Origin of the sequence: Peribacillus sp. TH27 (assembly GCF_016650915.1) — a bacterium.
Taxonomy (GTDB): domain Bacteria; phylum Bacillota; class Bacilli; order Bacillales; family DSM-1321; genus Peribacillus; species Peribacillus butanolivorans.
Map to the genome: position 1 here is coordinate 3,103,890 of NZ_JAEKEV010000002.1, position 21,111 is coordinate 3,125,000.

The window sequence follows — 21,111 nt, forward strand, 5'->3', positions numbered from 1 at the left end:
TATTTCATTTTTTAAAGCGTGGTTAAGTCCTCGATCTATTAGTATCAGTCAGCTCCACATGTCGCCACGCTTCCACCTCTGACCTATCAACCTGATCATCTTTCAGGGATCTTACTAGCTTGCGCTATGGGAAATCTCATCTCGAGGGGGGCTTCATGCTTAGATGCTTTCAGCACTTATCCCGTCCGCACGTAGCTACCCAGCTATGCCTTTGGCAAGACAACTGGTACACCAGCGGTGCGTCCATCCCGGTCCTCTCGTACTAAGGACAGCTCCTCTCAAATTTCCTGCGCCCGCGACGGATAGGGACCGAACTGTCTCACGACGTTCTGAACCCAGCTCGCGTACCGCTTTAATGGGCGAACAGCCCAACCCTTGGGACCGACTACAGCCCCAGGATGCGATGAGCCGACATCGAGGTGCCAAACCTCCCCGTCGATGTGGACTCTTGGGGGAGATAAGCCTGTTATCCCCGGGGTAGCTTTTATCCGTTGAGCGATGGCCCTTCCATGCGGAACCACCGGATCACTAAGCCCGACTTTCGTCCCTGCTCGACTTGTAGGTCTCGCAGTCAAGCTCCCTTGTGCCTTTACACTCTACGAATGATTTCCAACCATTCTGAGGGAACCTTTGGGCGCCTCCGTTACTCTTTAGGAGGCGACCGCCCCAGTCAAACTGCCCACCTGACACTGTCTCCCACCCCGATAAGGGGCGCGGGTTAGAATTTCAATACAGCCAGGGTAGTATCCCACCAACGCCTCCACCGAAGCTAGCGCTCCGGCTTCTCAGGCTCCTACCTATCCTGTACAAGCTGTACCAAAATTCAATATCAGGTCAGCAGTAAAGCTCCACGGGGTCTTTCCGTCCTGTCGCGGGTAACCTGCATCTTCACAGGTACTATAATTTCACCGAGTCTCTCGTTGAGACAGTGCCCAGATCGTTACACCTTTCGTGCGGGTCGGAACTTACCCGACAAGGAATTTCGCTACCTTAGGACCGTTATAGTTACGGCCGCCGTTTACTGGGGCTTCGGTTCAAAGCTTCGCTTGCGCTAACCTCTCCCCTTAACCTTCCAGCACCGGGCAGGTGTCAGCCCCTATACTTCGCCTTGCGGCTTCGCAGAGACCTGTGTTTTTGCTAAACAGTCGCCTGGGCCTATTCACTGCGGCTTTTCTGGGCTATTCACCCTAAAAAGCACCCCTTCTCCCGAAGTTACGGGGTCATTTTGCCGAGTTCCTTAACGAGAGTTCTCTCGCACACCTTAGGATTCTCTCCTCGCCTACCTGTGTCGGTTTGCGGTACGGGCACCTTACATCTCACTAGAGGCTTTTCTTGGCAGCTGTGGAATCAGGAACTTCGGTACTATATTTCCCTCGCCATCACAGCTCCGCCTTAATGGAAACGGGATTTGCCTCGTTTCCGGCCTAACTGCTTGGACGCGCATATCCAACAGCGCGCTTACCCTATCCTTCTGCGTCCCCCCATCGTTCAAACGATGTATAGGTGGTACAGGAATATCAACCTGTTGTCCATCGCCTACGCCTTTCGGCCTCGGCTTAGGTCCCGACTAACCCTGAGCGGACGAGCCTTCCTCAGGAAACCTTAGGCATTCGGTGGAAGGGATTCTCACCCTTCTTTCGCTACTCATACCGGCATTCTCACTTCTAAGCGCTCCACCAGTCCTTCCGGTCTGACTTCAACGCCCTTAGAACGCTCTCCTACCATCGACACCATACGGTGTCAATCCACAGCTTCGGTGATACGTTTAGCCCCGGTACATTTTCGGCGCGGAGTCACTCGACCAGTGAGCTATTACGCACTCTTTAAATGATGGCTGCTTCTGAGCCAACATCCTGGTTGTCTAAGCAACTCCACATCCTTTTCCACTTAACGTATACTTTGGGACCTTAGCTGGTGGTCTGGGCTGTTTCCCTTTCGACTACGGATCTTATCACTCGCAGTCTGACTCCCAAGAATAAGTATTTGGCATTCGGAGTTTGACTGAATTCGGTAACCCGTTGGGGGCCCCTAGTCCAATCAGTGCTCTACCTCCAATACTCTCATCTTGAGGCTAGCCCTAAAGCTATTTCGGAGAGAACCAGCTATCTCCAGGTTCGATTGGAATTTCTCCGCTACCCACACCTCATCCCCGCACTTTTCAACGTGCGTGGGTTCGGGCCTCCATTCAGTGTTACCTGAACTTCACCCTGGACATGGGTAGATCACCTGGTTTCGGGTCTACGACCTCATACTCATTCGCCCTATTCAGACTCGCTTTCGTCGCGGCTCCGTCTTATCAACTTAACCTCGCATGAAATCGTAACTCGCCGGTTCATTCTACAAAAGGCACGCCATTACCCATTAACGGGCTTTGACTACTTGTAGGCACACGGTTTCAGGATCTATTTCACTCCCCTTCCGGGGTGCTTTTCACCTTTCCCTCACGGTACTGGTTCACTATCGGTCACTAGGTAGTATTTAGCCTTGGGAGATGGTCCTCCCTGCTTCCGACGGGATTTCTCGTGTCCCGCCGTACTCAGGATCCACTCAGGAGGGAACGAAGTTTCAACTACAGGGTTTTTACCTTCTTTGACGGACCTTTCCAGATCACTTCATTTACCCCGTTCCTTTGTAACTCCATGTTGAGTGTCCTACAACCCCAAGAGGCAAGCCTCTTGGTTTGGGCTAATTCCGTTTCGCTCGCCGCTACTCAGGAAATCGCATTTGCTTTCTCTTCCTCCGGGTACTTAGATGTTTCAGTTCCCCGGGTCTGCCTTCAGTACCCTATGTATTCAGGTAAAGATACTGTTCCATTACGAACAGTGGGTTTCCCCATTCGGAAATCTCCGGATCAAAGCTTACTTACAGCTCCCCGAAGCATATCGGTGTTAGTCCCGTCCTTCATCGGCTCCTAGTGCCAAGGCATCCACCGTGCGCCCTTTCTAACTTAACCGTTAAAAAAGATCTTGCTGATGCTTTGAAAAAATTAATTGCCTTCTATCTATTATCTAGTTTTCAAGGAACAAGTTGTCCCAATCACAACGTGATTGTTTCAATTGGTGGAGCCTAGCGGGATCGAACCGCTGACCTCCTGCGTGCAAGGCAGGCGCTCTCCCAGCTGAGCTAAGGCCCCATTATAGGGGAATGAATGGTGGGCCTAAATGGACTCGAACCATCGACCTCACGCTTATCAGGCGTGCGCTCTAACCAGCTGAGCTATAGGCCCATTCACATAAAATAATAAGCTTCTGCTTCCCAAGCTTATCGCGGGATTACTATTTAATTGAATGAATTACTCATTCAAAACTGAACAAAACAAAAGCGCTCTCGTATTTATCCTTAGAAAGGAGGTGATCCAGCCGCACCTTCCGATACGGCTACCTTGTTACGACTTCACCCCAATCATCTGTCCCACCTTAGGCGGCTGGCTCCATAAAGGTTACCTCACCGACTTCGGGTGTTACAAACTCTCGTGGTGTGACGGGCGGTGTGTACAAGGCCCGGGAACGTATTCACCGCGGCATGCTGATCCGCGATTACTAGCGATTCCGGCTTCATGTAGGCGAGTTGCAGCCTACAATCCGAACTGAGAATGGCTTTATGGGATTCGCTTACCTTCGCAGGTTTGCAGCCCTTTGTACCATCCATTGTAGCACGTGTGTAGCCCAGGTCATAAGGGGCATGATGATTTGACGTCATCCCCACCTTCCTCCGGTTTGTCACCGGCAGTCACCTTAGAGTGCCCAACTGAATGCTGGCAACTAAGATCAAGGGTTGCGCTCGTTGCGGGACTTAACCCAACATCTCACGACACGAGCTGACGACAACCATGCACCACCTGTCACTCTGTCCCCCGAAGGGGAACGCCCTATCTCTAGGGTTGTCAGAGGATGTCAAGACCTGGTAAGGTTCTTCGCGTTGCTTCGAATTAAACCACATGCTCCACCGCTTGTGCGGGCCCCCGTCAATTCCTTTGAGTTTCAGCCTTGCGGCCGTACTCCCCAGGCGGAGTGCTTAATGCGTTAGTCGCGAAGACTAAAGGGCGGAAACCCTCTAACACTTAGCACTCATCGTTTACGGCGTGGACTACCAGGGTATCTAATCCTGTTTGCTCCCCACGCTTTCGCGCCTCAGTGTCAGTTACAGACCAGAAAGTCGCCTTCGCCACTGGTGTTCCTCCAAATCTCTACGCATTTCACCGCTACACTTGGAATTCCACTTTCCTCTTCTGCACTCAAGTTCCCCAGTTTCCAATGACCCTCCACGGTTGAGCCGTGGGCTTTCACATCAGACTTAAGGAACCACCTGCGCGCGCTTTACGCCCAATAATTCCGGACAACGCTTGCCACCTACGTATTACCGCGGTCGCTGGCACGTAGTTAGCCGTGGCTTTCTGGTTAGGTACCGTCAAGGTACCAGCAGTTACTCTGGTACTTGTTCTTCCCTAACAACAGAACTTTACGACCCGAAGGCCTTCTTCGTTCACGCGGCGTTGCTCCGTCAGACTTTCGTCCATTGCGGAAGATTCCCTACTGCTGCCTCCCGTAGGAGTCTGGGCCGTGTCTCAGTCCCAGTGTGGCCGATCACCCTCTCAGGTCGGCTACGCATCGTCGCCTTGGTGAGCCATTACCTCACCAACTAGCTAATGCGCCGCGGGCCCATCTATAAGTGACAGCGTAAACCGTCTTTCCATCTTCTCTCATGCGAGAAAAGAACGTATCCGGTATTAGCTCCGGTTTCCCGAAGTTATCCCAGTCTTATAGGCAGGTTGCCCACGTGTTACTCACCCGTCCGCCGCTAATCTCAGGGAGCAAGCTCCCATCGATTCGCTCGACTTGCATGTATTAGGCACGCCGCCAGCGTTCGTCCTGAGCCAGGATCAAACTCTCCGAAGAAATGTTTGACTTGCTCATTTTGCTTTTTTTGATAGTGTGTGCTCACTTAAAATTTAACGTTGGCGCTTTGTTTTGTTCAGTTTTCAAAGAGCAATTTCAGTGTCGTTTATCTCGTAAGCGACTTTATTATCTTACCACCCATTTAATCTTATGTCAACATTTATTTTATATTGTTTTTTCGATTGAATGTTATGGTTGTCGTTGTTGGCGACTCCTAATATATTATCAGTTTGTTTATTTCTCGTCAATAGTTAAATCAAGATTTTACAAAAAAACATTAATACACTTCTAACTTATATATAGATAAAAGCCTCAAGACAAAATCCTTGAGGCTTTTATTACCTTTAATATTCAATCAGATTCCCCTTAAATAACCCAGTAACCAATGGCAGCCAACGCCGCGACTCCCGGTATTCCAAGCAGACCGGCAACTGCTGAAGTGGCGAGATTAATGGGTACATGAATGCCCGCTTGATTCCCTAGCGTATTCAAAAAAAATAGAAAGACCGCACCAATAATAATCTTTATTACCCCCTGCCCTAGAAACCGAATGGGTTTTATAGGTGCACCGATAATGAGGAGCATTAAGATCAAGCCTCCAACTACGGCAACAAAAACAACTGGTTCCACAACTCATTCCTCCCCGTAAGCTTGTACTACACTTATATGAAGGGAGTCTTGGTTTAAGAACTCAATCCAATAAAAAGTGGTTATAAAGGGTATTCCTTTATAACCACTCTGCTATTATCGTTGAATGCGGACGTTTCTTCTTTTTACTTCTCTAAATAAGTAAAAATATTTTACTTCCGCTAGTCTTGTTTGAGCAATTACTTCCTCAGATGGGTCTACGCTTTTTTCAAGTAAAGATTTTTGATTATGCCAATTCCGTTTCAATTGTTCAAGCTCTTCAATTAATGCCTCATTGAATTCATTTCGAAGTCGCTTTTTTTTACGAAAGAACAAGTGAAGTCCTCCCAGCTATCTTATATTTCTCTTCTTCCTTCTATTGCTTTTGATAGCGTCACTTCATCCGCATACTCCAGATCTCCGCCAACAGGAAGTCCATGGGCAATTCTTGTCACCTTAATCCCTGATGGTCTGAGCAGCCGCGAAATATACATGGCAGTTGCCTCTCCTTCAATATTAGGATTAGTAGCCAAAATGACCTCCTGCACTGTTTCGTCCTGCAGGCGCTTTAATAAATCGGGAATATTTATATCTTCCGGACCGATTCCGTCCATCGGTGAAATACTGCCATGTAGTACATGGTATAAGCCATTGAACTCTCTCATTTTTTCCATCGCTATTACATCTTTTGGGTCCTGTACGACACAGATTAAACTTCTATCTCTCCTTTGATCCTCGCAGATATAACAGGGATCCTGATCTGTGATATGACCACAGACTGAACAATACGTCAGATTCCGCTTCGCATTTACCAGCGCTTTTGCAAAATCCAAAACAGTATCTTCCTTCATGCTTAACACATGAAAGGCTAATCGCGCAGCCGTTTTCGGCCCAATCCCCGGCAATTTCATAAAGCTGTCAATAAGCTTGGAAATCGGTTCTGGATAATGCATCAAATTCCTCCTAAAAATTTCAAAAGAAACCTCCTGAAAGGAAGTTTCTTTTGAACTTGCTTAAAACATACCTGGAAGGTTCATCCCTTTAGTAAATTGCCCCATCGTCTGGTTTGTCAGTTCTTCTGCTTTTTTCAGAGCATCATTGGTAGCAGCTAATACTAAATCCTGAAGCATATCGATATCATCTGGGTCAACAACTTCTGGTTTGATGATTACATCAACTATTTCTTTATGCCCTGTCACGATAACTGTTACCATTCCACCGCCTGCAGTACCTTCAATCTTTTTTTCACCTAGCTCTTCTTGTGCCTCTGCCATCTTCTTTTGCATCTTCTGCATTTGTTTCATCATGTTTTGCATATTACCACCGCGCATACCCATTTTTCCTACCTCCAATTATTCTTTAATTTCAAGTAAATCATCGCCGACTAATTTTCTAGCCTCTGCTATAAAGGGGTCTTCTTCTTTTGATTCCGTTTCTTCTGTACCTTCGAACTGCTGTGTTGAAATAAAGTCCTCTCGCAACCTCTGCCATTGGCTCTCTGGAACTCCAGCTATCTCCATACGGCGACCAGTTAATTGCTGCATGATTGAGGCAATCACTTCCACGAAACGGTTATTTTCCATTGCCATTTGACAATGGATATCATATTTGAATTTTACCACAAAAGCCTCAGTTGACGCAGCAACAGGTTCTGCTTCTGTTAATAAAGCTGCTAATGACTTTTGGTTTTGCTGACCTAATTGTTCAAGTACTTCGCCCCACTTGCTTTTCACTACATTCAAATCTGGTTTCGTTGCTTGTTTTAAAACTTGATTAATCTTGCCTGTTGGCGCTTTATAAGCCTTTTTTATAACCCGCTGTGATTTCGCCTGTTCTGCAGGCTTTTCTGCCACAGCCGCTGAGATGCCACTTCTCTGTATTTCCTGTAATTTAACTTCCAAATCCTCTATTTTCTGAAGCAATTGTTGAATCTGCCCATTGTCCATTTGATTTGGCCTTTGCTCATTACATAATTTCACAAGAGCCACTTCAAGGAAAATCCTTGGATGATTCGTCCATTTCATATCCTGCTGTGTTTGATTGAAACTTTCAATAGTGGAATAAATCGATTCAGAAGAGATGACTTCTGATAATTCTTTAAATTGCGGATCGATTAACACGCGCTCAAAAGATTCAGCGAGAGCTGGTGCTGTTTGGTACAACAACATATCACGGAAATAATAAATCATGTCTTCAATGAACCGAGCTGGGTCTTTTCCCATAGCCAACAATTCATCAAGTACTTCAAGTGCCACTGCTACTTCTTTATCATAAATTGCTTTTGCCAACCGACTTAAGAATGCCTGCGAAACAGAACCAGTGACAGTCAATGCATCTTCTACAGATACCGTCTCTGAACTGAATGAAATTGCCTGGTCAAGCAAGCTTAGCGCATCACGCATCCCGCCTTCAGCTGCTCTCGCAATAATATGCAAGGCCTGTTCATCACATGAAACCCCTGTTTCAGCAATGATTTGAGCCATACGCCCAACAATATCCTGCGGCTGAATTCTTTTGAAATCAAACCGTTGACAACGCGAAATAATCGTTAGCGGAATCTTATGAGGTTCAGTCGTTGCTAATATAAAAATAACGTGCTTTGGCGGTTCTTCCAATGTTTTTAATAACGCATTGAAGGCCCCTTGTGAAAGCATATGTACCTCATCAATAATATAAACTTTATATGTAGCCGCATTCGGTGCATATTTGACCTTATCACGAATGTCACGGATTTCTTCGACACCATTATTGGATGCTGCATCAATTTCAATAACATCTGATATGGAGCCATCAGTGATTCCGCGGCAGGTAGCACATTCGTTACAGGGTTCACTTATCGGGGCATGCTCACAATTCACTGCTTTTGCAAGAATTTTGGCAGCGCTCGTTTTCCCTGTCCCACGTGGACCGGAGAATAAATAGGCATGCGAAACCTTTTGCCCGATTAGGGCATTCTGCAACGTTTTTGTTACATGTTCCTGCCCAACTACATCAATAAATTGTTGTGGCCGCCATACCCGGTATAATGCTTGATACCCCACGGAAATCCCTCCTTATTTTCTCCATCTTGTTTATTATACATTACTGATTTCCTTATTTTCAAAGTCAGCTTAAAGAAAACTCACTGATTGTCATATTCTTTTCAAGATTTACAACTAATTTAACTTCTTAACGTGCAAAAAAACTCACCCGATACGAATGAGTTTTTTGATTATGTAAAATAACTGCCGTGCACCTTCTGTCGATTAGCAACCATAAGCGTTACTTAAGCAGTTAGCTCGGCCCAGGCAACCCTGCGGCACATGAGAACTTCCACTTAATGCTGCTTCCTTCCGGACCTGACATGGTTCATGGAGACCCATTGCGCAGGACCCGGGCGTCAACACCACTTACTTAAGGCAGACCCTACAGTACGCTAACCTCGAGAAGGAATTCAACCTCGCTAGAGCGGATTGCGAGTACAGGGCACCGCTACCTCCCCGTCTAGCACGGCAAATGTAATACCAATTTTCATAGCGTCACATCGACGCATAATTCATTATACTAAGGTAACAAAAAAAACGCAAGCCTTGTTCATTGAACAGTCTATTTCCCTAATCTTTATAAAAGGAAAAAGGCACGCACATCAAGTATTCAGACAAGGTTATTTATTTTCTTCCATATTTTTGAGTGCTTTCTCCTTTTTCAAGGTTTTCTTTCGATTCCTAAGCTCTTTAAAAAAGGCTGTCAGGATCCCTCCGCACTCGTCCCGCAACACACCGCTTGTAACCTCACACTGATGGTTGAAGCGTTCGTCTTGAAGTAAATCCATAAATGTCCCTGCACAGCCTGCCTTTGGATCATGGGCGCCAAAAACGACCCTTTTCAGCCTCGATTGCAGAATAGCCCCTGCACACATAGGGCAAGGTTCCAACGTTACATAAAGTGTCGCCTTCTCAAGGCGCCAACTACCAAGTGAACCACAAGCCTCATTAATCGCAAGTAGCTCCGCGTGGGCAGTAGCATTCTGCTCTGTTTCCCGCAGGTTATGCCCCCTCGAAACTATTTGATCATCTATCACAATTAAAGCTCCAATCGGCACTTCGTTCAACATCTGCGCCTTTTCAGCTTCCTTTAAAGCCAATTTCATGTAATAGGCATCATCTTTCATAAAAAAACCCCCTCATATTAAGTAGGAGTAAACAGACAAATATAAGACAAAATAAAGGTCATACTACTTATTCTAATGAATAGTAACGCAAGCGACCTACAGGCTGCAAGTAAATTCAAACAATATAAGGAGGATTTAACATGAAAAAATCTACTTCCCCTTCCTTTGCTTTGCTTATCATTGATATAATTAATGATTTTAATTTCAATCACGGTGACATGCTCCTTGAACATACGAAGCTTATCATCGAGCCAATACTGAAGTTGAAAAAGCACATGAAAGAAAAGGGATTCCCTATCATTTATATCAATGACCATTATGATTTATGGCAGGCTGACTTCGATAAGATTATCGACACCTGTAAAAATACAGGAAATGCTCAGCTAATTGAAAAAATCAAACCACAAAAAGATGAGTTCTTTCTCATCAAACCGAAGCATTCGGCTTTTTATGGGACTGCCCTTAATACACTGCTTAAACAACTGAAGGTGGAAACCTTAATTCTTACCGGCATTGCTGGTAACATCTGTGTGTTATTCACGGCTAATGATGCCTATATGCGAGAGTACCAATTATGGATCCCTGAGGATTGTATCGCTTCTGCATCAAAAGAAGATAACCTTTATGCGTTAACGATGATGAATCATGTTCTCAAAGCTTCCACACAAAAAAGCAGAGACGTTTAGATTGAAAGACTCCGTCCAACTAGGCACTGACATTCCACTACCCTCGCATGACACTCCTAAATTCTCCTTCATTAACACCGGACAAAAATATCACTTAAGCTTCAAGTCTGTGATACAATATCTCTTGGCTGAAAAACCTAATAAACTGGGAGTTTCAGTCCTATACCTCATTGAAGGAGGACAGAATGGATGAAAATCACCCCATTTATCACTGTCGAAGGTCCAATCGGTGTAGGGAAAACATCACTAGCAAAAGTTATCGCTGACCATTTCCAAATTTCACTATTAAAGGAAATCGTTGATGAGAATCCATTTCTCGGGAAATTTTATAACAATATCGATGAGTGGAGCTTTCAAACAGAAATGTTTTTTCTATGTAACCGTTACAAGCAATTAGAAGATATTGAAACGAAGTTCCTTACTAATGACCAAGCCGTAGTGGCTGATTACCATATATTCAAGAACTTAATATTTGCTGAACGTACGTTAAAAAACGGACAATACAATAAATACCTTGAAATATTCAATATCTTAACTCGAGATATGCCGAAACCAAATATGGTTATTTATTTAAACGCAAGTCTGGATACTCTTCTGTCCCGAATCGGCAAAAGAGGACGTGAATTCGAAAAAAACATCAGCTCCCATTATTTAGAGCAGTTATCTTCGGATTATCAAACATTTATGGAAACGTTTGAGAAACAGCACCCTGACATACCTGTTCTTACATTTAATGGAGATGAATTGGATTTCGTTGGGAATAGGGATGACTTGAACACGATAATCATCCAAATAGAGAATGCCCTGCAAAAAGGAGTACAGCCACATGAACTTACGAAAGAAGTATAATATTCCAAACAACGCCGTCATTACGATAGCAGGGACGGTTGGTGTAGGTAAATCGACCATGACCAACGCATTAGCGAATGCCCTACAATTTAGGACATCTTTTGAAAAGGTTGATACGAACCCCTACCTGGATAAATTTTACGATGATTTTGATCGTTGGAGTTTCCACCTGCAAATCTACTTCCTCGCTGAACGGTTTAAAGAGCAGAAAAAAATCTTTGAATATGGCGGCGGTTTTATCCAAGATCGTTCCATCTATGAAGACACAGGAATTTTTGCAAAGATGCATTATGAAAAAGGGACAATGAACGAAGTAGACTACGAAACGTACACAAGCCTATTCAACGCGATGGTAATGACACCCTACTTCCCTCATCCTGACTTGCTTATCTATCTCGAGGGATCACTTGATGATATCCTCGACCGGATCCAAGAACGGGGGCGGCCGATGGAACAGCACACTCCTATTGAGTATTGGAAGGAAATGCACGGCCGTTACGAAGAATGGATTGATCAATTTAATGCCTGTCCGGTCCTTCGATTAAATATAAATGAATATGACCTTAAGCAAGATGAGGCTAGTATTGAATCTCTTATAAAACGGATCGCTGAATATATGGAGCAAACCAGATTATTACGAAAAATATAAATAATAAAAAACCACCGGGAATCCCAGTGGTTTTTTATTATATTAGAAAACAAAAATTCCGTTACAGAGATGTAACGGAATTTAACGATATCCAATTTATGCGCTGTGGTTATTAATAAGTTATGGAGGAGGTAGAGGGATTCGAACCCCCGCGGGATTTGACTCCCCTGTCGGTTTTCAAGACCGATCCCTTCAGCCGAACTTGGGTATACCTCCGTATCAACATTTATTATAATACATTGAATCAAAATCAAAGTCAAGCACTCTTAGAACATTTTTTTAAAATAATTATTAAACCAAATAAAAAAAGAACAGTTTCTCTATTACGAGAAACTGTTCCTTTTATACTTTTGAAACATTATGGTTTAATGACTTCCACACCGCGCATATAAGGTCGTAATACTTCAGGGATGACAACACTGCCATCTTCCTGCTGATAATTTTCCAATAGTGCGGCAACTGTCCGGCCGATTGCCAATCCTGACCCATTAAGTGTATGAATATGTTCTGGTTTCCCTTTAACATCACGGCGGAAACGGATATTAGCCCTTCTAGCCTGGAATGCTTCGAAGTTACTACAAGATGAAATTTCACGATACGTTCCATAGCTCGGGATCCAGACTTCGATATCATACTTTTTCGCAGCAGTGAAACCAAGATCGCCTGTACACATGCTTAATACTCGATAAGGAAGGCCTAGCAATTGAAGCACTTTTTCAGCATGTCCTGTAAGGTTTTCCAATTCTGCATAAGAGTCTTCTGGCTTTACAAACTTCACTAATTCCACTTTATTAAACTGGTGCTGGCGAATTAACCCGCGAGTATCACGACCAGCAGAACCTGCTTCTGAACGGAAAGATGCACTGTATGCTGCATAGCTTATCGGCAGATCGTCTATGCTTAGAATTTCATCACGGTGGAAATTTGTCACAGGCACTTCAGCTGTTGGAATCAAGAAATAATCGTAGCTCTCAATACGGAAAGCATCTTCCTCGAATTTAGGTAACTGACCTGTGCCTGTCATGCTTGCACGGTTCACCATATATGGAGGCAGCATTTCTTCATATCCATGTTCTTCAACATGAAGGTCGAGCATAAAACTAATTAACGCACGCTCTAAACGAGCACCGAGACCTCTATAAAAAACAAATCGGCTTCCGGTCACTTTCGCTGCCCGTTCAAAATCAAGGATTCCTAAATCTCCAGCCACATCCCAATGTGGTTTCGGTTCAAACTTAAATTGCGGCAATTCGCCCCATTTACGGATTTCAACATTATCATCTTCCGTTTCACCCACTGGTACACTTTCATGTGGAATATTAGGGATAGAAAGCAGCAGCGTTCCTAACTGGGATTCTACTTCACGAAGTTCATCATCAAATCCTTTGATTTGATCACCAACCTCACGCATTTCCACAATCAACTGGTCTGCATCTTTTTTCTCCCGTTTCAATACAGCTACTTGCTGTGAAACTTCATTCCGTTTACTTTTCAGTTTTTCTGTATCAGCAATTAAAGATCGACGCTTCACGTCTAACTCCTCAAATTTACCTAAATCAGTTAAATCTTCTCCTCTAAATTGCAGAACACGTTTCACTTCTTCAAAATTATTTCGTACATATTTCAAATCCAACATTTACAGTTCCTCCTCATTTATGATTTGTTAATTTATCAGAGAACGCAAAAAACTCCCGTCCCCTGAAGAAGGGACGAGAGTTAACCCGCGTTGCCACCCTAGTTGAAGGCATATGAAAAATACCTTCCACTTATCACGATAACGGCTTTTAACCGAAAGTAATTACTGACCCAATTAAGGTGTTCCATACTCTGCTCCAGGAGGGATTCACAAAACTCTAACACCGATTTCCACCAGCCATCGGCTCTCTTTAGAAAGAAATATTTGTTACTATATCCTGTCATGGCTTTCTCATAATCAAATTCTTTTCCATAATGTACTATAATTTTATACATTACGCAACCGTTTTATACACGAAACTTAAAACCAGCCTTTTACAGTAGAAGATACACTGCTCCATACATCACCAAAGAATCCACCAACTGCTCGCATTGATAACACAAACCAGTTTGCTTTTTCAACAGATTCTGCAGCTACGACGTCAACCTTCGCTGAATCCCCGTTAATATACCCGTAATCTTTACCATTTTTAGGAGTAACAGTGATGTAGCCAACCTTCTCACCTTTTTTGATTGGTGCAGTCAACTTACCGTCTTTGTCCAATTTGTTTTTATCAATCACTAATTCTGTTTTATAGTTTTCTTTCTCACCATTCTCAACAAGCAGTTCAATCGCTTTTTTAGATTGGATATTAACATTTTTCTCCTTACCTTTAACTACCGAAAGGGTTTCTTTCCCTTTCACTTGGTAATTGGCAGGAAGAATTTTTTCTTTTTCAAATGTTGCATATGCATAGTCCATCAGCTTAGTACTATCCCTGAAGCGTTCATTTTTAGTAGTAGACTTCATAACCACTGTAATATAACGTTGACCATCTTGGATAACTGTCCCCGTATGACCATAACCGGCAAAGTCAGTAGAACCTGTTTTCAGACCGTCTACACCTTTATATTCAAAAATCAGACCAGGTAACATCCAGTTGAAGTTTGGATACTCTTTCCCATCACGGAACTTCAATTTAGAAATGCTGGCATACTTTAATACTTCCGGATAATCATTAATAAGACGATAAGCAAGAAGTGCAGTATCAGTTGCTGTCATGACATTTTCTTCATCTTTTTTACCAGTAGGATACTGCCCTAACAAATTAGAGTTATTCAAGCCGCTGGCGTTGACGAATTTATGGTTTTTCAGACCTAGCTTCGTTGCTCTTTCGTTCATCAATTTCACAAAATTCTTTTCGCTACCAGAAACTAGCTGAGCTAAGGCTACTGTCGCTGCATTTCCTGAATAGACAGCCATCGCTTGATATAGTTCCTTAACTGTATATTCTTCACCTTCTGTTAAACCAATATTCGACAAATTCGGTGCTTTTGAAAGATCATGTACATACTTATTTATTTTAACTTTTTGATCCCAAGTGATTTTCCCATTTTCAATTGACTCCATTATGATGTATTCTGTCATCATTTTTGACATGGATGCAATCCCTAATACTTTATCGGCATTTTTTTCATACACGATTTGTCCTGTTTTACCATCTATAATGATGGCTGCCTCTGCTTTTAAACCTAAATTATCAGATTCAGCTTCAGCTTCCCCCGGTTGATAGGCAAATTGCGACATAACAAGAACAAAAACAAAAGTGAAAATGAGGGTAATCTTGCTGATTTTTTTCAATTTCCAATACCTCCAACTATTAAGCTTATCTCTATAACAAAAGAAGAAACACTATCTATTTCCCTTAATCCTTGTTTAGTTTATCACAGAAGAAATAAAAAAAATAGACAGAGTCATCGGAGACTCTGCCTATTTTCACTTTAAATTTTAATGACAATTATAAGTTAAATTTATTACAATGAATAGTTCGGCGCTTCTTTTGTAATTTGAACATCATGTGGATGACTTTCCCTTAACCCCGCACCAGTCATTTTAATAAATTGAGAGTTTTCTCTCAAATCTTCCAATGAAGCTGTACCGCAATATCCCATTCCTGAACGAATACCACCGATCAGTTGGAAAATAGTATCTGAAAGAGGTCCTTTATATGGAAGGCGTCCTTCTATGCCCTCTGGAACAAATTTCTTATTATCTTCCTGGAAGTAACGATCCTTAGAACCTTTTTCCATTGCTGCAACAGAACCCATTCCCCGGTACACTTTAAAACGGCGTCCTTGGAAGATTTCTGTTTCACCTGGGCTTTCAGTTACACCGGCAAGCATACTTCCAAGCATGACTGCGTGTCCACCAGCGGCTAGAGCTTTAACGATATCACCCGAGTATTTAATTCCGCCATCAGCGATAATTGTTTTTCCATGTTTCCTTGCTTCTGTTGCACAATCGAAAACGGCCGTAATTTGAGGAACGCCTACACCAGCTACAACTCTTGTAGTACAAATAGATCCCGGTCCAATTCCCACTTTAACAACATCGGCTCCTGCTTCAATCAGTGCTTTCGTTCCTTCTGCAGTGGCCACGTTACCAGCGATGATAGTAAGTTCAGGATATTTTCCACGAATCTCCTTTACTGCGTCAAGGACGCCTGTTGAATGACCATGAGCAGTATCAAGTACAATTGCATCTACTTGAGACTTAACAAGCATTTCTACACGCTTCATTGTATCTTTAGTCACACCGACAGCAGCACCTGCGAGTAATCTACCTTGCTTATCTTTTGCTGAATTAGGGAACTCAATGACTTTCTCGATATCCTTGATTGTAATAAGCCCTTTTAATACACCGTTATCGTCTACAAGAGGGAGTTTTTCAATTTTATACTTTTGAAGAATTTTCTCGGCTTGTTCCAGGTTAGTTCCAACTGGAGCTGTAACCAGATTCTCTATTGTCATAACACTAGAAATCTTCAAGGAAAAATCGGAAATAAATCGCAAATCACGGTTCGTAATAATACCAACAAGTTTTTGATCCTGTTCATTATTAACAACTGGTACACCCGAAATACGGTATTTACCCATTAAATGCTCTGCATCAAACACTTGGTGATCTGGTGTTAAGAAAAATGGATCTGTAATAACACCGCTTTCTGAACGTTTTACTTTATCAACTAATTCAGCTTGTGCTTCAATCGACATATTCTTATGAATAATACCTAACCCACCTTGACGAGCCATAGCAATTGCCATCTCTGCTTCTGTTACGGTATCCATTCCTGCACTGATGATAGGAAGGTTGAGCTTTAAATTCTCGGCTAAGTTGACTTGAAGGTTAACATCTTTCGGTAAAACCTCTGATTTCGCTGGAATTAATAGGACATCATCAAAGGTTAAACCTTCTTTTGCAAATTTATTTTCCCACATAATTTTCCCCTCCTGCTTAAAAATATTATTTGTAGGTTATCAATAGGACATACTACTGTCAAGAAGAGAAATAAATGTTAGATTATTCTATCAATTCAAAGGAGAGGCTGCAATGCCTGAAAACAATGATAATTTCGATAAATATACGCCTTTTTTTTCTGCATCTTCATCTCAACTTTTTTTACAAAAATGTTACACACATGAAAAAATAGAAGATGCAGAAATAAAAAGTTACGAAAACTGTTATCCTTTTATATACCATCTTGAACATGCGAAAACCTATTATAAACAGGCTGCTATAGCACCACTTTCTATCCAACCAATTTTATCCTTTTATGGATTTACCCAATTGTTAAAGGCCTGTCTACTTACCATCGATCCCAACTACCCGGAGTCCACTTCGTTGCTTGCTCATGGGGTAACTACAAGAAAGAGAAAAAAGCAACAATACGACTTTTTAAAAGATGAGGTAAAAACGCAAAAGAATGGACTTTTCACCTGTATTGCTGAAAAAATATTTAATTTAAAACATATGGAAGGTGAAAAATTTTCTATGGAAACGTTATTAAAAGAAATTCCAGATATGCAAAGCCTTGCATGGAATATTTCCCGTAAAAATTTTATACCTCTGTTACCTTCTTCTGATGGTTTTCAATTGCCTTCTACCATATTGGATAGCTATCAAATGACTAGTAGCCGCTTCGAGGAGTTTTTGACATCAAAAATAAATCATATATGTCACCTTACAGAAACTCCTGGAAAACTGCTAATACAAATAGATAAAGTTCTTGTTTATAATGCTCCTTCTCCTATACGGTATAACTTGGTAGAGGAACAATTCATGTTATCCCTCAATAAAAGTTCGTCGGCTTTTTTATTACCTGAACTTTTGATTCATTATTTAATCTCTTATAACCTAAGTATAATAGCTCGTTATGAAACAGAATGGTGGGCAGAGTTGATGAAAACTATGCCTAATGATGATTACCCCTGTATAGTGCAATTCCTTAAAATAAGCCAATCTAAGGTACCATTTTTAATATTTGAATGGATTAGGTCTGAAAGGTTCAACCCCTGATTATTCTAACTACCTCCCAATAGGAAATAACTTATGGAAAATCTGATATACGAAAAAGACCAGCCAAGGATGGCTGATCTTTTTGAATGGCTTGGCGGCGTCCTACTCTCACAGGGGGAAACCCCCAACTACCATCGGCGCTGAAGAGCTTAACTGCCGTGTTCGGAATGGGAACGGGTGTGACCTCTTCGCTATCGTCACCAAACAATAAAGGAACGTTGTTCCTTCAAAACTAGATAATAAGAAGGTATTTCATTTTTTAAAGCGTGGTTAAGTCCTCGATCTATTAGTATCAGTCAGCTCCACATGTCGCCACGCTTCCACCTCTGACCTATCAACCTGATCATCTTTCAGGGATCTTACTAGCTTGCGCTATGGGAAATCTCATCTCGAGGGGGGCTTCATGCTTAGATGCTTTCAGCACTTATCCCGTCCGCACGTAGCTACCCAGCTATGCCTTTGGCAAGACAACTGGTACACCAGCGGTGCGTCCATCCCGGTCCTCTCGTACTAAGGACAGCTCCTCTCAAATTTCCTGCGCCCGCGACGGATAGGGACCGAACTGTCTCACGACGTTCTGAACCCAGCTCGCGTACCGCTTTAATGGGCGAACAGCCCAACCCTTGGGACCGACTACAGCCCCAGGATGCGATGAGCCGACATCGAGGTGCCAAACCTCCCCGTCGATGTGGACTCTTGGGGGAGATAAGCCTGTTATCCCCGGGGTAGCTTTTATCCGTTGAGCGATGGCCCTTCCATGCGGAACCACCGGATCACTAAGCCCGACTTTCGTCCCTGCTCGACTTGTAGGTCTCGCAGTCAAGCTCCCTTGTGCCTTTACACTCTACGAATGATTTCCAACCATTCTGAGGGAACCTTTGGGCGCCTCCGTTACTCTTTAGGAGGCGACCGCCCCAGTCAAACTGCCCACCTGACACTGTCTCCCACCCCGATAAGGGGCGCGGGTTAGAATTTCAATACAGCCAGGGTAGTATCCCACCAACGCCTCCACCGAAGCTAGCGCTCCGGCTTCTCAGGCTCCTACCTATCCTGTACAAGCTGTACCAAAATTCAATATCGAGGTCGCAGTAAAGCTCCACGGGGTCTTTCCGTCCTGTCGCGGGTAACCTGCATCTTCACAGGTACTATAATTTCACCGAGTCTCTCGTTGAGACAGTGCCCAGATCGTTACACCTTTCGTGCGGGTCGGAACTTACCCGACAAGGAATTTCGCTACCTTAGGACCGTTATAGTTACGGCCGCCGTTTACTGGGGCTTCGGTTCAAAGCTTCGCTTGCGCTAACCTCTCCCCTTAACCTTCCAGCACCGGGCAGGTGTCAGCCCCTATACTTCGCCTTGCGGCTTCGCAGAGACCTGTGTTTTTGCTAAACAGTCGCCTGGGCCTATTCACTGCGGCTTTTCCGGGCTATTCACCCTAAAAAGCACCCCTTCTCCCGAAGTTACGGGGTCATTTTGCCGAGTTCCTTAACGAGAGTTCTCTCGCACACCTTAGGATTCTCTCCTCGCCTACCTGTGTCGGTTTGCGGTACGGGCACCTTACATCTCACTAGAGGCTTTTCTTGGCAGCGTGGAATCAGGAACTTCGGTACTATATTTCCCTCGCCATCACAGCTCCGCCTTAATGGAAACGGGATTTGCCTCGTTTCCGGCCTAACTGCTTGGACGCGCATATCCAACAGCGCGCTTACCCTATCCTTCTGCGTCCCCCCATCGTTCAAACGATGTATAGGTGGTACAGGAATATCAACCTGTTGTCCATCGCCTACGCCTTTCGGCCTCGGCTTAGGTCCCGACTAACCCTGAGCGGACGAGCCTTCCTCAGGAAACCTTAGGCATTCGGTGGAAGGGATTCTCACCCTTCTTTCGCTACTCATACCGGCATTCTCACTTCTAAGCGCTCCACCAGTCCTTCCGGTCTGACTTCAACGCCCTTAGAACGCTCTCCTACCATCGACACCATACGGTGTCAATCCACAGCTTCGGTGATACGTTTAGCCCCGGTACATTTTCGGCGCGGAGTCACTCGACCAGTGAGCTATTACGCACTCTTTAAATGATGGCTGCTTCTGAGCCAACATCCTGGTTGTCTAAGCAACTCCACATCCTTTTCCACTTAACGTATACTTTGGGACCTTAGCTGGTGGTCTGGGCTGTTTCCCTTTCGACTACGGATCTTATCACTCGCAGTCTGACTCCCAAGAATAAGTATTTGGCATTCGGAGTTTGACTGAATTCGGTAACCCGTTGGGGGCCCCTAGTCCAATCAGTGCTCTACCTCCAATACTCTCATCTTGAGGCTAGCCCTAAAGCTATTTCGGAGAGAACCAGCTATCTCCAGGTTCGATTGGAATTTCTCCGCTACCCACACCTCATCCCCGCACTTTTCAACGTGCGTGGGTTCGGGCCTCCATTCAGTGTTACCTGAACTTCACCCTGGACATGGGTAGATCACCTGGTTTCGGGTCTACGACCTCATACTCATTCGCCCTATTCAGACTCGCTTTCGCTGCGGCTCCGTCTTATCAACTTAACCTCGCATGAAATCGTAACTCGCCGGTTCATTCTACAAAAGGCACGCCATTACCCATTAACGGGCTTTGACTACTTGTAGGCACACGGTTTCAGGATCTATTTCACTCCCCTTCCGGGGTGCTTTTCACCTTTCCCTCACGGTACTGGTTCACTATCGGTCACTAGGTAGTATTTAGCCTTGGGAGATGGTCCTCCCTGCTTCCGACGGGATTTCTCGTGTCCCGCCGTACTCAGGATCCACTCAGGAGGGAACGAAGTTTCAACTACAGGGTTTTTACCTTCTTTGACGGACCTTTCCAGATCACTTCATTTACCCCGTTCCTTTGTAACTCCATGTTGAGTGTCCTACAACCCCAAGAGGCAAGCCTCTTGGTTTGGGCTAATTCCGTTTCGCTCGCCGCTACTCAGGAAATCGCATTTGCTTTCTCTTCCTCCGGGTACTTAGATGTTTCAGTTCCCCGGGTCTGCCTTCAGTACCCTATGTATTCAGGTAAAGATACTGTTCCATTACGAACAGTGGGTTTCCCCATTCGGAAATCTCCGGATCAAAGCTTACTTACAGCTCCCCGAAGCATATCGGTGTTAGTCCCGTCCTTCATCGGCTCCTAGTGCCAAGGCATCCACCGTGCGCCCTTTCTAACTTAACCGTTAAAAAGATCTTGCTGATGCTT

The 21,111-nt window shown here is 44.0% G+C and carries 13 protein-coding genes, 3 tRNA genes, 4 rRNA genes, 1 other RNA gene and 1 other annotated feature; of the genes, 4 read left to right on the forward strand and 17 right to left on the reverse strand.

Annotated features, from left to right (window positions below; all coding sequences use genetic code 11):
* Positions 1-18: 18 nt before the first annotated feature.
* From JFU24_RS16315 to tadA, 11 genes are all read right to left on the reverse strand, one after another.
* A 23S ribosomal RNA gene (locus JFU24_RS16315) occupies positions 19-2,953 on the reverse strand.
* A gap of 104 nt (positions 2,954-3,057) precedes the next feature.
* Positions 3,058-3,133 (reverse strand) — tRNA-Ala (locus JFU24_RS16320).
* Between the two features lie 16 nt (positions 3,134-3,149).
* Positions 3,150-3,226, reverse strand: a tRNA-Ile gene (locus JFU24_RS16325).
* 117 nt (positions 3,227-3,343) lie between these two features.
* A 16S ribosomal RNA gene (locus JFU24_RS16330) occupies positions 3,344-4,895 on the reverse strand.
* Together the 16S and 23S rRNA genes with 2 tRNA genes alongside form the textbook arrangement of a ribosomal RNA operon.
* Before the next feature lie 366 nt (positions 4,896-5,261).
* Complete coding sequence (locus tag JFU24_RS16335) at positions 5,262-5,525, reverse strand: pro-sigmaK processing inhibitor BofA family protein (RefSeq protein ID WP_201187772.1); 264 nt, start codon at positions 5,523-5,525, stop codon at positions 5,262-5,264.
* A gap of 114 nt (positions 5,526-5,639) precedes the next feature.
* Complete coding sequence (locus JFU24_RS16340; RefSeq protein ID WP_056528984.1) at positions 5,640-5,858, reverse strand: YaaL family protein; 219 nt, start codon at positions 5,856-5,858, stop codon at positions 5,640-5,642.
* Between the two features lie 20 nt (positions 5,859-5,878).
* Entirely contained in the window at positions 5,879-6,475 is a 597-nt protein-coding gene (gene recR / locus JFU24_RS16345) for a recombination mediator RecR (RefSeq protein ID WP_053348887.1), read from the reverse strand.
* Between the two features lie 60 nt (positions 6,476-6,535).
* The gene (locus JFU24_RS16350; protein WP_053348895.1) at positions 6,536-6,853 is read right to left on the reverse strand and encodes a YbaB/EbfC family nucleoid-associated protein; all 318 of its coding nucleotides are present in this window, start codon (positions 6,851-6,853) and stop codon (positions 6,536-6,538) included.
* 21 nt (positions 6,854-6,874) lie between these two features.
* The gene (dnaX, locus tag JFU24_RS16355; protein ID WP_201222478.1) at positions 6,875-8,563 is read right to left on the reverse strand and encodes a DNA polymerase III subunit gamma/tau; all 1,689 of its coding nucleotides are present in this window, start codon (positions 8,561-8,563) and stop codon (positions 6,875-6,877) included.
* A 186-nt stretch (positions 8,564-8,749) separates the two neighbouring features.
* Positions 8,750-9,014, reverse strand: an RNA gene (gene ffs / locus JFU24_RS16360) — signal recognition particle sRNA large type.
* A gap of 151 nt (positions 9,015-9,165) precedes the next feature.
* Positions 9,166-9,672, reverse strand: coding sequence for a tRNA adenosine(34) deaminase TadA (tadA, locus tag JFU24_RS16365; RefSeq protein WP_201250186.1), 507 nt, complete (start codon positions 9,670-9,672; stop codon positions 9,166-9,168).
* Positions 9,673-9,812: 140 nt separating this feature from the next.
* On the opposite strand from tadA, the gene JFU24_RS16370 reads away from it, so the two are divergent.
* From JFU24_RS16370 to JFU24_RS16380, 3 genes are all read left to right on the forward strand, one after another.
* Entirely contained in the window at positions 9,813-10,358 is a 546-nt protein-coding gene (locus JFU24_RS16370) for an isochorismatase family cysteine hydrolase (RefSeq protein ID WP_201222479.1), read from the forward strand.
* 189 nt (positions 10,359-10,547) lie between these two features.
* Positions 10,548-11,207 (forward strand): deoxynucleoside kinase, encoded by a 660-nt coding sequence (locus JFU24_RS16375; protein WP_201250187.1) that lies wholly within the window; start codon positions 10,548-10,550, stop codon positions 11,205-11,207.
* A complete protein-coding gene (locus JFU24_RS16380) occupies positions 11,185-11,856 on the forward strand; it encodes a deoxynucleoside kinase (RefSeq protein WP_098178168.1) in 672 nt (223 codons plus the stop codon). The genes JFU24_RS16375 and JFU24_RS16380 overlap by 23 nt, the downstream gene beginning before the upstream one ends.
* A 123-nt stretch (positions 11,857-11,979) precedes the next feature.
* On the opposite strand, the gene JFU24_RS16385 is transcribed toward JFU24_RS16380, so the two are convergent.
* The 4 genes from JFU24_RS16385 to guaB all read right to left on the reverse strand — a co-directional run bounded on the left by JFU24_RS16385 (position 11,980) and on the right by guaB (position 16,809).
* Positions 11,980-12,072, reverse strand: a tRNA-Ser gene (locus tag JFU24_RS16385).
* Between the two features lie 142 nt (positions 12,073-12,214).
* Positions 12,215-13,492, reverse strand: coding sequence for a serine--tRNA ligase (gene serS, locus JFU24_RS16390; RefSeq protein WP_201250188.1), 1,278 nt, complete (start codon positions 13,490-13,492; stop codon positions 12,215-12,217).
* Positions 13,493-13,558: 66 nt separating this feature from the next.
* Positions 13,559-13,785, reverse strand: a binding site (T-box leader).
* Between the two features lie 67 nt (positions 13,786-13,852).
* The gene (locus JFU24_RS16395; protein ID WP_242485349.1) at positions 13,853-15,172 is read right to left on the reverse strand and encodes a D-alanyl-D-alanine carboxypeptidase family protein; all 1,320 of its coding nucleotides are present in this window, start codon (positions 15,170-15,172) and stop codon (positions 13,853-13,855) included.
* Between the two features lie 173 nt (positions 15,173-15,345).
* Positions 15,346-16,809, reverse strand: coding sequence for an IMP dehydrogenase (guaB, locus tag JFU24_RS16400; protein WP_201222483.1), 1,464 nt, complete (start codon positions 16,807-16,809; stop codon positions 15,346-15,348).
* Between the two features lie 112 nt (positions 16,810-16,921).
* On the opposite strand from guaB, the gene JFU24_RS16405 reads away from it, so the two are divergent.
* Positions 16,922-17,887 (forward strand): YaaC family protein, encoded by a 966-nt coding sequence (locus JFU24_RS16405; protein WP_201222484.1) that lies wholly within the window; start codon positions 16,922-16,924, stop codon positions 17,885-17,887.
* Positions 17,888-17,976: 89 nt separating this feature from the next.
* On the opposite strand, the gene rrf is transcribed toward JFU24_RS16405, so the two are convergent.
* Together rrf and JFU24_RS16415 are read right to left on the reverse strand one after the other, a co-directional pair.
* Positions 17,977-18,092 (reverse strand): 5S ribosomal RNA (gene rrf, locus JFU24_RS16410).
* 61 nt (positions 18,093-18,153) lie between these two features.
* A 23S ribosomal RNA gene (locus tag JFU24_RS16415) occupies positions 18,154-21,087 on the reverse strand.
* Positions 21,088-21,111: the final 24 nt, after the last annotated feature.

Bases quoted from the DNA above. Each gene is read 5' to 3' on its own strand.
- recR (WP_053348887.1), bottom strand. From the start codon at position 6,475: ATGCATTATCCAGAACCGATTTCCAAGCTTATTGACAGCTTTATGAAA.
- JFU24_RS16350 (WP_053348895.1), bottom strand. From the start codon at position 6,853: ATGCGCGGTGGTAATATGCAAAACATGATGAAACAAATGCAGAAGATG.
- tadA (WP_201250186.1), bottom strand. From the start codon at position 9,672: ATGAAAGATGATGCCTATTACATGAAATTGGCTTTAAAGGAAGCTGAA.
- JFU24_RS16370 (WP_201222479.1), top strand. From the start codon at position 9,813: ATGAAAAAATCTACTTCCCCTTCCTTTGCTTTGCTTATCATTGATATA.
- JFU24_RS16375 (WP_201250187.1), top strand. From the start codon at position 10,548: ATGAAAATCACCCCATTTATCACTGTCGAAGGTCCAATCGGTGTAGGG.
- JFU24_RS16380 (WP_098178168.1), top strand. From the start codon at position 11,185: ATGAACTTACGAAAGAAGTATAATATTCCAAACAACGCCGTCATTACG.
- serS (WP_201250188.1), bottom strand. From the start codon at position 13,492: ATGTTGGATTTGAAATATGTACGAAATAATTTTGAAGAAGTGAAACGT.
- guaB (WP_201222483.1), bottom strand. From the start codon at position 16,809: ATGTGGGAAAATAAATTTGCAAAAGAAGGTTTAACCTTTGATGATGTC.
- JFU24_RS16405 (WP_201222484.1), top strand. From the start codon at position 16,922: ATGCCTGAAAACAATGATAATTTCGATAAATATACGCCTTTTTTTTCT.